We start from the raw sequence: 12,476 nt of genomic DNA on the forward strand, positions 1-12,476 counted from the left end.
GGGCTGGTTGCCGCATCGCGCGGGAGCGCCCGACGCGGGCGAGAAACAGGGATCGCAGAGGGGACGCATGTCGGAGGCGGAGCAGTCGCGGGACACGGGGCAGGACCCCCGGCGGGACTCCGCCGCGGGCGCCGCCACCGACGGCGACCGGGGTGCGGTTCCGGCCGCGCGCAAGGCGGAGCGGGACGAGAACGCGGCGGAGCCGCGGGGCGGCGGTGCGGGTGCCGCGCGGGCGGACGGACCTGTCGGCGGGAAGGGCGCCGCGGGGAAGGCCGGTGAGCCGGCAGACGCCGGTGGGCGCGGGGCTGCGCCGAAGGACGCCGATGCCGCCCCGGTCGCCCTGGCCAAGGCCGCGCCCAAGTCCGGGACCACGCCCGGCGCCGGATCGGCCGCCGGGCGGGCCTCGGCGACGCCCGAGGATGTCCGGCCCGCCGCAGCGGAGTCTGCGGCGCAGGCCGAACCGGCGCGCGCCGCGCGCGAGGCGCGGCCGGTGGTCGGGCTCGGCAAGGCTCAGGACAAGGGCCCCGGCGGGTCGACCGACGGGGCCGCGCCCGCGGCCGGGTTCGGGGCGGACGCGGGCGGAACCGGCGGCCGGGGCGGGCGGGCTGACGCCGCGTCGGCCGAGGGGCGGCTGCTCGCCGGGCGCTACCGGCTCGGCGTGGTGCTCGGCCGCGGCGGCATGGGCACGGTGTGGCGGGCGGTCGACGAGACCCTCGGCCGGACCGTCGCCGTCAAGGAGCTCCGCTTCCCCAACAGCATCGACGACGACGAGAAGCGACGCCTCATCACCCGGACCCTGCGCGAGGCCAAGGCCATCGCCCGGATCCGCAACAACGGCGCCGTGACCGTCTACGACGTGGTCGACGAGGACGACCGCCCGTGGATCGTCATGGAGCTCATCGAGGGCAAGTCCCTCGCCGACGCCGTGCGCGAGGACGGCACGCTCACCCCGCGCCGCGCCGCCGAGGTCGGCCTCGCCATCCTCGACGTGCTGCGCTCCGCGCACCGCGAGGGCATCCTGCACCGCGACGTGAAGCCGTCCAACGTGCTGATCGCCGAGGACGGCCGGGTCGTGCTCACCGACTTCGGCATCGCCCAGGTCGAGGGCGACCCCTCGATCACCTCCACCGGCATGCTCGTCGGCGCCCCCTCGTACATCTCGCCCGAGCGGGCCCGCGGCCACAAGCCCGGTCCCGCCGCCGACCTCTGGTCGCTCGGCGGGCTCCTCTACGCCTCCGTCGAGGGCAGCCCGCCGTACGACAAGGGTTCCGCCATCGCCACGCTCACCGCGGTGATGACCGAGCCGGTCGACCCGCCGAGGAACGCCGGGCCCGAGCTCGAGAAGGTCATCTACGGCCTGCTCGCCAAGGACCCCGCCCAGCGGCTCGACGACGCCGGCACCCGTGCTCTTCTGCGTGCCGTCCTCGACGCGCCCGAGGCGCCGCCGGAGCCCTCGCCCGAGGCGACCCGGGTCGTGCCGCTGCCCCCGCTCCCGGAGAACCCGCCGACGGCCGGCCGCGAGCCCCGGCCCGCCGACGCGGCCTCCGACCGGATGCGCGGCGCCCTCACGTCCGTACGCAACGCCGCCGCGTCCCGCACCGAGCCGCCGTGCCCGGCCACCGGCCCCGGCGCCCCGAACCGGCCGGCGGCCGCCAGGGCCTCGATCACCGACGTCGTCCCGCGCCGCACCCTGGTGATCATCGCCGCGGTCCTGGTCGCCGCGCTGCTCGGCACGATCCTGTACGTCGCCCTCGGCGGCGGCAAGGAGGGCGCCGAGGGCAAGGGCGGCAACAGCGGCGGCGCCACGGCCTCCGCCGGCAGCGACTCCGCGGGCACCGACGGGCAGAACAAGGACAAGACCGGGGGCGACCCCACCCAGCAGGGCAGCGGCGGCAAGCCGGCCGCCAGCAGCGGCGGCCAGAGCGGCGCCACGCCTTCCGGGCAGCCCGGCGGCGACCAGGGCGACCAGGGTGACGACGGCGGTGACGGCGGCTCCGGGGCACAGCTGCCCGCGGGCTACGTCATGGTGACCAACGCCCGGTTCCACTTCTCCATGGCGATGCCCGCCACCTTCAAGATGACCGCCATAGCGGGCGAGAACTCGGGCGGCATCTTCAATGCCTCCCAGGGCTCGTTCCCGCGCGTCCAGGTCGACTTCAACGACAGCCCGAAGGACGACGCGGCCGCCGCCTGGCGCGCCGCGATGGCCGGCGTCGCCGCCAGCAGCAACGGGTACAAGCACATCGGCATCGGGCCGGTCTCCTACAAGGGCTATCCGACCGTCGCCGACTGGGAGTTCGAGCGCACCCAGGGCGGGCAGCGGATCCACGTCCTCAACCGCGGCTTCAAGGTCGACGCCGACCACGGCTACTCGATCATGATCAGCTGCGCGGCGGACGCCTGGAACGACACGGAGTGCAAGACCCTGCGGGACACCGCGTTCGCCACGTTCAGCCCCAAGGACTGAACGGCGCACGTATCGTGAGAGGCCCCGCCCGACACCGTGAGGGCGGGGCACGGGGGACAGCAGGCGCATGGGGAGGCGTCGTGGACGACTACGCCGGAAGGGTGCTCGCGGACCGCTACCGCCTGCCCCTGCCGCCGCCGGACGCGTACGAATCCGCCGAGACGCGCGCCTTCGACACCTACAGCGGCCAGGAAGTGCGCATCCGTCAGGTGCCGCTGCCCGAGATCGTCGACGCCGAACTCCTCGACGGGCAGCCCTACGCGGACCCCGGCCGCGCCACCCGCCGCCCCGCCGACCCGACCGTCCGGCGTGCCGTCGAGGCGGCCCAGGCCGCCGCCCGGATCCCCGACCACCCGCGCCTCGACCAGGTCTTCGACGTGTTCGCCGAGGCCGGTTCGCTGTGGATCGTCAGCGAGTTCGTCGCCGCCACCCCGCTCTCCGACCTCCTCGCCGAGGGCCCGCTCAGCCCCTACCGGGCCGCCGAGATCGGCGCCGACCTGCTCACCGCCCTGCGCGCCCTCCACGCCCACGGCTGGACCCACCGCAACGTCACCGCGCGCACCGTCCTGGTCTGCGACGACGGCCGCGTCGTCCTCACCGGCCTCGCCGCCGGCGCCGCCGAGGAGGCCCTCTGCGGCTACGCCCCGGTGCCGGACGAGGAGCCGGACGCCTTCCCGGTGTACGAGCGGGAGCCCGCCCCGTACGAGCCCGACGAGACGGAGGACACGGAGGAGACGGACGGGACGGACGAGGCCGAAGTTCCGTACGGGGACGACGACACGGACGGGATCGACGAGACCGAGGACTTCGACCCGTACGAGACCGAGGTGTACGAGACGGAGCCGTACGAGCCCGGGGGCCGTGGGTCCGAGGCGTACGGGACCGTCCTGCCGCCGCCCCGGGAGCCCGACGAGCGCTACTCGGACGAGGCCTACCCCGACGAGGCCTATCTGGCCGGGACGGCGCCCGACGAGGCGTATCTCGACGGTTCGGGTCCCGCCGGGGACGATCCCAAGGAGCCGGACGACCCCGGCACCCCGGACACGCCCGGCGCCACCGGCTACGGCCCGCACGGCGGCACCCCGTACGGCCCCGGGCGGGCCGCCCGGGCCGAGCTGCCCCCGGGGCCCGGCGTGCCCGCGCCCGCCGTGCCGCCCGCCGGAGACCTGCGGCAGGCGCGGGCCGGGGCCATCGCCGCGTACCGGGCGGGCGCCCGCGCCGCCGCCCGGATCGGGGAGACCGGGGCCCTCCCGCTCCAGCGCCCAGCCGAACCTGCCGAACCTGCGGAGCCCGCCGGTCCGCCGCCCGGACCGCCCACGCCGCCCGAGCCCCAGTGGTGGGCCCGGGTCGGCGAGGACGACGACGATGACGGCGACGACGACGAGACCGGCGGCGCGTACGGCCGGACGCCGCCGCCCCGCGCGTACCTCAAGGGCAGCTGGACCGACGGCCCGCACGCCGCCCGCGACGGCGACCGCCCCGTCCCGGCCGGCGGCTCCGGCGGCTCCGCGCTGCCCGCGCTCCCCGCCGGATACCGGGCGGCCACCCCGGAGCCGGTCCCGGTGCCCACCGGCGCTCCGGAGCCCGGGCAGGGCGCCGACGCGTACCGCGGCCCCGTCACCCGGCTCGCCGCCGAGCGGGCCCGGCAGACCCGGATCGCCGTGGTCGGCGCCGTCACCGAGCGATGGGCGCCCGAGCAGGCGGGCCCGGTCCACGAGCACTGGCGGCTCGCCCCGCCCATCGGCCCCGCCACCGACCTGTGGGCGCTCGGCGCGCTGCTCTACCGGGCCGTGCAGGGCCACGCCCCGTACCCCGAGGACAGCGCCGCCGAACTGGTCCAGCTGGTGTGCGCCGAACCGCCCGCCTTCGCCGAGGAGTCCGGCCCGCTGCGGCCGGTCGTGGAGTCGCTGCTGCGTCAGGACCCCATCGAGCGCCCCGACGTCGAGGAACTGAGCGGCTGGCTGCGCTCCCTGGTGCGTTCGGCGCCCGAGCCGGAGGCGGGCATGGGTGTCGTACCGCTGCCCTCGCCCGACGCCACCCGGCTGCCCATCGTGCGCCGCCGCGGTGAGCTGGTGCGCCGTCGGCGCGGGGGCGCGGGCGGCGGCCGGCACCGCAACCGGCGTGCGAAGGGGCGCGCCGGGGGCGAAGCCGAGTACATGGCGTCCCCGGAGACGGCCTACGGTTCCCAGGCCCATGGCTCCCCGGCGTACGGCTCCCAGGCCTACGGCTCCCCGGCGTACGCCTCCGCCACGCACGCCCCCCCCGCGTACGCCCCGTACCCCGACGAGCCGGGCGTGCACGAGGAGATACCGCAGCGCGCCCCCCGAGCGCCCCGCGATCCCGGGCGCCCCTCGGGGTCCCCGCGCGCCCTCGGCCGGATGCTGCTGCTCCTGATCCTGCTGCTGCTCGCCGGAGCCGTCGCGTACGCCGTCTGGTTCCTGCCCAAGACGGGGGAGAAGAGCGGCGGTTCGGGCGCGCCCCCGGCGCCGTCCGGTGCCCCGGCGAGCCCCTCGGCCGGCACCAGGCCCACGACCGCGCCCGCCACCCCGCCCACCACCGGGGCCACGCCGTCGAAGCCCGCCTCGACCCCACCGCCCGTGGACCCCTCGATGCCGTCCCTGCTCGCCGGTTACGAGCTGCGGCGGGACACCGAGGGCTTCCAGGTCGGCGTGCCGCGCGGCTGGCGGCGCAGCCCGATCAACGACGCCGGGCAAGTGCGCTTCACCGGGGGTGACTTCACGCTGATCGTGGTGCCCGGCCGGGACACCGTCGCGGCGAACGGCGCGGACCCGATGGCGTACCAGCGCCTCAAGGAACGCGAGCTCCAGCCCTGGCGGGACTCCTCCTGGTCCAGCGCGTCCGGGCTGCGCCGGATCGACATCGGCCGCCAGTCCATGGCGGTCGGGCAGTTCACCTGGACGGACAGCACCGGGCGCCAGGTGTTCGTGCGCAACCTGGCCCTCATCGAGGGCGGTCGCTATCACCTCGTGCAGGTCATCGGCCCGGAGAACGAGCGGGACAAGGTCTCCGAGATCTACGACCAGGCGGTGAAGGCCTACCGCGCCACCCGGTGACCGACAGTCACACGCCGTGGCTTGAAACCGCCGCTGGTCACAGGTTGTTCCCAAAGCCCGCCCCGAGGTTCCGCATGCCCTCCTCCCCTCCGTAATCTTGTGTCCGAAGCGACCAAGCGGGGGCACGTGGAACATTCTGAGAGCGCCGAAACCGGCACCGGCCTTCTGCTGGCCGGGCGCTACCGGCTGGCCGAGTCCATCGGGCGCGGCGGCATGGGCAAGGTCTGGCGCGCCCACGACGAGGTGCTGCACCGGGTGGTGGCCGTCAAGGAGTTGACGGCGGGCCGGTTCGTGGCCGAGGCCGACCGGCTGGTCCTGCACGCCCGCACCCAGAAGGAGGCCCGGGCGGCCGCCCGGATCACCCACCCGGGCGTGGTCACCGTGCACGACGTCCTGGAGCACGACGACCGCCCGTGGATCGTCATGCAGTACGTGGACGGGCCCTCGCTCGCCGACGCGACCAAGGAGTCCGGGCCGATCGCTCCGCGCGAGGCGGCCCGGATCGGGCTGCACGTCCTCGGCGCGCTGCGCGCGGCGCACGCCGCCGGGGTGCTGCACCGCGACGTGAAACCGGCCAATGTGCTGCTCGCCCGCGACGGCCGGGTGCTCATCACCGACTTCGGCATCGCCGCGATCGAGGGCGACTCCTCGATCACCCGGACCGGCGAACTCGTCGGCTCCATCGACTATCTGGCGCCCGAGCGGGTACGGGGCGGCGACCCCGGCCCGGCCTCCGACCTGTGGTCGCTCGGCGCGACGCTGTACGCGGCGGTGGAGGGCGGCTCGCCGTTCCGCCGCAGCTCGCCGATCAGCACCATGCAGGCCGTGGTGACGGAAGAGGCGCCGTTCCCGGAGCGGGCCGGCGCGCTCGCGCCGGTGATCGTGGCGCTGCTGCGCAAGGACCCGGCGCAGCGCCCGCACGCCGACGAGACCGAGCGGATGCTGCTCGACGCCATGGAGGGGCGTACGCCGCAGGCCGCGCAGGCGTATGTGCCGACGCAGCGGATGGGGCCCGAGGAGCTGGCCGCCGCCGCGCACGGGAGCACGACGCCGCTGCCCGTACCGCCGTACGAGGAGCAGCCCGCCCGCACCGACCACCCCACGCCCGCGTCCGCGTCCGCATCCGCGCCCGTGGCCACCCCGGCTCCCGTGCCCGCCCCGGCCCCCGGGCCTGCCCAGGCCTTCGGGCCGCCCGGCGTGCCCGGCGTCCCCGGTTCGCCCGGTTTGCCTGCCGGCGCGACCGTCCCGGGCGGTGTGCCGTCCGGCTCCGGCCGGATCCAGGGCCGTTCCCGCTGGCGCCCCGCCCTGCTCGCCGCCGTCCTCGCGGGCCTGCTCGCGGGCGGCGCGGTCTTCTTCGCGATGACCCGGCTCGGCGACAAGGGCACCCCGGCCGGCCGGCACAGCACGACGCAGGACCCGTCCGCGGACCCCTCGAAGGATCCCGCCAAGGACCCGGCGAAGGGCGACGTCCCGGCCGGCTGGCACCGGGTCAAGGACCCGGAGGGCTTCAGCCTGGTCGTCCCGGACGGCTGGAAGCGGCAGAAGGACGGCGACAACATCGACTACACGCCGGACAACGGACGCCACCGCATCCGGATCAGCATCGACCCCGCGCCCGACTTCGAGAACCCCTACATGCACGTCCTCGACCTGGAGAAGACGCTCAAGAAGCGGCTCGACTACGACCGGATCCTGCTGAACCAGAACACCTACCGCGACCAGGTCAAGTCCGCGCGGTGGGAGTTCAGCTGGACCGAGAGGCAGGAGTTCCCCGGCCCCCGGCACGCGATCGACCAGATCTACTACGGGGACGACGGCACCGAGTACGCCGTGTACATGGCGTCACCGGAGAACAGCTGGGAGACCACCCGGGAGCAGTTCGACGTCGTCCTGCAGCACTGGCGGGCCCCGGGGGAGCAGTAGGACGGACCGGACCGGATCGGACCGGACCGGACCGGACCGGATCCACGGGCGGACGGACCGGATCCATGGGCGGACGGAGATCACACATTCGGCACGCCCGTCCGGGCACAAGCCCCTGATCAGGGCTTATGTGCCAGCAAACACTGGCGCAATGTGCGCACCCGGTGAAAACGCGTTACCGACGGGTACCCAAAGCCCGGAATGCGGCCTACTCTCGCCCTCATGACGGACTCGCAGGCACTCACGACCCAGGCCACGGTCACGGCCCAGGCCGCCCCGGCAACCGCGGCGGCCACCCCCGGCACCAACCCCGTCGCGCCCGCCCCCGCCGGCGTCCGCACCGCCGCCGACGTGGTCACGCCCGAGCTGGTCGCCCGGCTCACCCGCGGGATCACCGGCTCCGGCCGTACCGCCAACCACACCCCCTTCACCGGGGACAAGCTGGCGGACCTGCCCGAGGCCACCCCCGAGGACGTCGCCGAGGCCTTCCGCCGCGCCCGCGCCGCCCAGGGCGCCTGGGCCGCGACCCCCGTCAGGGCCCGGGCCGCCGTGCTGCTGCGCTTCCACGACCTGGTCCTCCGGCGCCAGGGCGAGATCCTCGACCTCATCCAGCTGGAGACCGGCAAGGCCCGGCTGCACGCCCACGAGGAGGTCCAGGCGGTCGCCGTCGCCGCCCGCCACTACGGCCGGACGGCCCCCTCGTATCTGCGCCCCAAGCGGCACATCGGTGTCGTCCCGACCCTCACCAAGGTCACCGAACTGCGCCAGCCGCGCGGGGTCGTCGGCCAGATCGCGCCGTGGAACTACCCCCTGGAGCTGTCGGTCGGCGACGCCCTGCCCGCCTTCGTGGCCGGCAACGCGCTCGTGATGAAGCCCGACACCGAGACCGCCCTGACCGCGCTGTGGGCCCGTGACCTCCTGATCGAGGCAGGCCTCCCGGCCGAGGTCTTCCAGATCGTGCTCGGCGAGGGCCCGGTCGTCGGCCCCGAGGTCGTCCGGCACGCCGATTACGTCTCCTTCACCGGCTCCACCCGCACCGGCCGCGAGGTCGCCCAGGGCGCCGCCGCCCGGCTCGTCGGCGTCACCCTCGAACTCGGCGGCAAGAACGCCATGCTGGTCCTCAAGGACGCCGACATCGAGAAGGCCGCCGCCGGCGCCGTCCGCGCCTGCTTCTCCTCCGCCGGCCAGCTGTGCATCTCCATCGAGCGGCTCTACGTCCACGCGTCGATCGCCGACGAGTTCCTAGCCCGCTTCGCCGCCCGCACCAAGGCCATGCGGCTCGGCAACTCCCTCGCGTACGGCGCCGACATGGGCTCCCTGGTCGGCGAGCGGCAGCTGGAGACCGTCTCCCGGCATGTCGAGGAGGCCGTCGCCAAGGGCGCCAAGCTGGTCGCCGGCGGCGTCGCCCGCCCCGACATCGGCCCGCTCTTCTACGAGCCGACCATCCTCGACGGCGTCGAGGCCCCGATGGCCGTCTGCGCCGAGGAGACCTTCGGCCCGGTCGTCTCGGTCTACCGCTTCACCGACGAGGACGAGGTCGTCACGCTCGCCAACGGCACCCCGTACGGCCTGAACTCCTCGGTCTGGACCACGGACTCGCGCCGCGGCCACGCCGTCGCCGCCCGGCTGCGCACCGGCACCGTCAACATCAACGAGGGGTACGCGCCCGCGTACGGCAGCGTCCGCGCCCCGATGGGCGGCATGAAGGAGTCCGGCCTCGGCCGGCGCCACGGCTCCGAGGGCATCCTCAAGTACACCGAGGCCCAGACCGTCGCCCAGCAGCGGGTGATGCCGCTCGCGCCGTCGTTCGGCATGGACGACGAGAAGTACGCCGCCTTCATGAGCACGTCCCTGAAGGTGATGAAGGCCCTGCGCCTGCGCTGACGCCCTTTCCCGACAACCCGTTTCGCGCCTTTTCGCACGAGGAGAGCCATGACCGCGGTACCCCCTGCCCAGAACCAGGCCGCCCAGGACCGGGCCGAGGACGGCGCGCACGCCGGGGACGCCGGCGACGCCTCGTACGACTACGACGTCCTCGTCGTCGGCTCCGGCTTCGGCGGCTCGGTCACGGCCCTCCGGCTCACCGAGAAGGGCTACCGGGTCGGCGTCCTGGAGGCCGGCCGCCGCTACACCCGCGAGAGCCTGCCGAAGAACTCCTGGGACCTGAAGAACTTCCTCTGGGCCCCCACCCTCGGTCTCTACGGCATCCAGCGCATCCATCTGCTCGGCAACGTCATGGTGCTCGCGGGCGCCGGTGTCGGCGGCGGCTCGCTCAACTACGCCAACACCCTCTACGAGCCGCTCGCGCCGTTCTTCGACGACCCGCAGTGGAAGGACATCACCGACTGGCGCGACGAGCTCGGCCCGTACTACGACCAGGCCAAGCGGATGCTCGGCGTCCGGCTCAACCCGACCATGACCCCGTCCGACGTGCACCTGAAGGCCACCGCCCAGGCCATGGGCATCGGCGACACCTTCCACATGGCGCCGGTGGGCGTCTTCTTCGGCGACGGATCCGACTCCGACGGTACGGCGAAGGCGCGGCCCGGCGGCGAGGTCGCCGACCCCTACTTCGGCGGCCGGGGCCCGTCCCGCAAGGCCTGCACCGAGTGCGGCGAGTGCATGACCGGCTGCCGGCACGGCGCCAAGAACACGCTCAACGAGAACTACCTCTACCTCGCCGAGAAGGCCGGCGCCGTCGTCCACCCGATGACCACGGTGGTCGCCCTCACCGAGGACTCGCGTGGCGGCTACGCCGTCAAGACGCTCCCCACCGACAATCGCAAGAAGGGCGCCGGGCGCACCTTCACCGCCCGCCGGGTGGTCGTCGCGGCCGGCACGTACGGCACGCAGACCCTGCTGCACCGGATGAAGGACACCGGACTCCTTCCCCGCATCTCCGGCCGGCTCGGCGAGCTGACCCGCACCAACTCGGAGGCCCTGGTCGGCTCGCAGACCACCGACCGCCGCTACCGCGAGCGGCACGGCGCGGAGCGCGCGGACTTCACCAAGGGCGTCGCGATCACCTCGTCCATCCACCCCGACGAGAACACCCACATCGAGCCGGTCCGCTACGGCAAGGGCTCCAACTCGATGGGCGGCCTCACCGTCCTCCAGGTGCCCTACGGCGCCCACCGGGTCCGCAACTGGCTCCTGGAGATCGTCAAGCACCCGGCCCTCGCCCTGCGCTCGCTGTCCAACCGGCGCTGGTCGGAGCGCACCATCATCGGCCTGGTCATGCAGTCCCTGGACAACTCCCTGACCACCTACCGCAAGACCGGCGGCCTCGGAAAGGGCCTGCTCACCGCCCGCCAGGGCCACGGCGCGCCCAACCCGACCCAGATCGAGGCCGCGAGCCGGGCCGCCTCCCTGATGGCCGAGGAGATCAACGGCTTCGCCGGCTCCAACATCGGCGAGCTGATGGGCACCCCGCTCACCGCCCACTTCCTGGGCGGCTGCCCGATCGGCGCCGACGCCGAGTCCGGGGTCATCGACCCGTACCACCGTCTCTACGGGCACCCGGGCATCTCGGTGGTCGACGGCGCGGCCGTCTCCGCCAACCTCGGCGTCAACCCCTCGCTGACGATCACGGCGCAGGCCGAGCGCGCCATGTCCTTCTGGCCCAACAAGGGCGAGGACGACCCGCGACCGGGCCCGGGCGAGGCGTACGTCCGGGTGGCGCCGGTCGAGCCGGTGGCCCCGGCCGTCCCGGCGGAGGCCTTCGGCGCGCTGAAGCTGCCGTTCCTGGGCATCCCGGCGGTCCCGCCGAAGAAGGCCTGAGGGGCCGGGGGACACGTCCCTGGGCGGACTCCGGAAAGGTGAAAGGGCGCTGCACCCCCCTCCGAGTGCAGCGCCCCTCCAGCTTTTGTGTGGTGCTGCATAGGTGACCGGTGACCTGGGGGATTGGTTGTAGCCCGGCCACGAGATCTTTGTGTGACGCGCGTCACGTGGGGTGGGGGCGTACGACACAGGGGCCCCGCGTCGCGATTCCGGTCGCGGGCGCGGGGCCCCTGGAAGCGGCACCGGCGTCAGGGCTGCGGCGGTGCCTGGGGCACGGCGCCGGGGGGTGGAGCGCCGTGGTGGTGTCGGGGTGGTGCGGGGGTGTGGGGGAGCGGGACGCGGGTCTCGGGTCTCGGGTCTCGAGTCGTCTGTTCGGCCGGTTGCGGTCGGTCCCGGGCGTCCCCGGGACCGACCGCCCTTTCTGGGTGACCGGGCTGCTGTCCCCTGCCGTCCGGTCACGCGCGCTGGGGCGAGGTCCCACGACGCACCAGAGATGCGTCACACGTCCCAGCGAAGCCACGCGTGGTCTTTTTCGGGCCCGCCCCTGGCTGGCACGGACACCACGCCCAACGAAGCGGTGCCCGGCGCGGTCACGCGCCGTACGGGTGAGACGGCGCCCGAACTCGGGTGCGGGGGCGCACCCCCGTGGATGCCGCGGGCTCAGACGCGGCCGCGGCACAGCTCCAGCATCGTCATGGCCAGCGCCGTGCCCGGCTTGCCCAGGGCGTCCCGGTAGTGGCCGAGCACCTCCATCTCGCGGGCCAGGTTGACCCGGCGGCCGCCGGAGGAGATCCGGGCCTCCTGGATGACGGCCGAGACGGCCATCCGTTCCTGGATCAGACCGATGATCCGGTCGTCGAGCGCGTCGATGCGCTCGCGGGCGCCGCCGATCAGCTCGGCCGCCTCGTCGGTGCGGGCGCCGGTCTGCTCGGTGAGGGTCTGCGCGGTGGCGGTGTTCGGCGTCATGGTGGGGCTCCTCGGGATGTCGGGTCCGGGGCCCCGGGGCGGCTTCGCCCGGGACAAGCAGAACGCCCCGGGCCTTGTCGGCCCGGGGCGCCTGGGAAGTCGCTTGTCAGTTGCTCAAGCAGCACGACCATGGCAGCCGGTGGGCCGGTTGCCATAGGTAAAGACGAAGGTCGTGTGCTTGCGCATGGCCCCAGTATGGACCCCGCGCGGAAGCCGGAGGCAACCCGGGTTCGGATGGTGAGACGAAAACCGGCCGTGGCGCGCCG

The 12,476-nt window shown here is 74.5% G+C and carries 6 protein-coding genes; 5 read left to right on the plus strand and 1 reads right to left on the minus strand.

All coding sequences use genetic code 11. The annotated features are described in order from the left end of the window. The first annotated feature begins 67 nt into the window (after nucleotides 1–67). From AB0C73_RS02915 to AB0C73_RS02935, 5 genes are all read left to right on the plus strand, one after another. The gene (locus AB0C73_RS02915; RefSeq protein WP_362523764.1) at nucleotides 68–2,467 is read left to right on the plus strand and encodes a serine/threonine-protein kinase; all 2,400 of its coding nucleotides are present in this window, start codon (nucleotides 68–70) and stop codon (nucleotides 2,465–2,467) included. A gap of 80 nt (nucleotides 2,468–2,547) precedes the next feature. Then, nucleotides 2,548–5,541 carry a protein kinase gene (locus tag AB0C73_RS02920; protein ID WP_362523766.1) on the plus strand — a complete coding sequence of 998 codons (2,994 nt, stop codon included), beginning with the start codon at nucleotides 2,548–2,550 and terminating at the stop codon, nucleotides 5,539–5,541. Between the two features lie 126 nt (nucleotides 5,542–5,667). Continuing rightward, a complete protein-coding gene (locus tag AB0C73_RS02925; protein WP_362523768.1) occupies nucleotides 5,668–7,464 on the plus strand; it encodes a serine/threonine-protein kinase in 1,797 nt (598 codons plus the stop codon). Between the two features lie 222 nt (nucleotides 7,465–7,686). Beyond that, nucleotides 7,687–9,348: a succinic semialdehyde dehydrogenase gene (locus tag AB0C73_RS02930; protein ID WP_362523770.1), complete on the plus strand. Its 1,662-nt coding sequence runs from the start codon at nucleotides 7,687–7,689 to the stop codon at nucleotides 9,346–9,348. Nucleotides 9,349–9,396: 48 nt separating this feature from the next. After that, entirely contained in the window at nucleotides 9,397–11,244 is a 1,848-nt protein-coding gene (locus AB0C73_RS02935; RefSeq protein ID WP_362523771.1) for a GMC family oxidoreductase, read from the plus strand. Nucleotides 11,245–11,904: 660 nt separating this feature from the next. On the opposite strand, the gene AB0C73_RS02940 is transcribed toward AB0C73_RS02935, so the two are convergent. Continuing rightward, nucleotides 11,905–12,210 (minus strand): chorismate mutase, encoded by a 306-nt coding sequence (locus AB0C73_RS02940; RefSeq protein WP_362523773.1) that lies wholly within the window; start codon nucleotides 12,208–12,210, stop codon nucleotides 11,905–11,907. Between the last annotated feature and the right edge of the window lie 266 nt (nucleotides 12,211–12,476).

The organism is Streptomyces sp. NPDC048623, assembly GCF_040650755.1.
Classification (GTDB): domain Bacteria; phylum Actinomycetota; class Actinomycetes; order Streptomycetales; family Streptomycetaceae; genus Streptomyces.

Excerpts from the sequence above, each read along its gene's own strand:
- AB0C73_RS02915 (WP_362523764.1), top strand. The coding sequence starts at position 68 with ATGTCGGAGGCGGAGCAGTCGCGGGACACGGGGCAGGACCCCCGGCGG.
- AB0C73_RS02930 (WP_362523770.1), top strand. The coding sequence starts at position 7,687 with ATGACGGACTCGCAGGCACTCACGACCCAGGCCACGGTCACGGCCCAG.
- AB0C73_RS02940 (WP_362523773.1), bottom strand. The coding sequence starts at position 12,210 with ATGACGCCGAACACCGCCACCGCGCAGACCCTCACCGAGCAGACCGGC.
- AB0C73_RS02935 (WP_362523771.1), top strand. The coding sequence starts at position 9,397 with ATGACCGCGGTACCCCCTGCCCAGAACCAGGCCGCCCAGGACCGGGCC.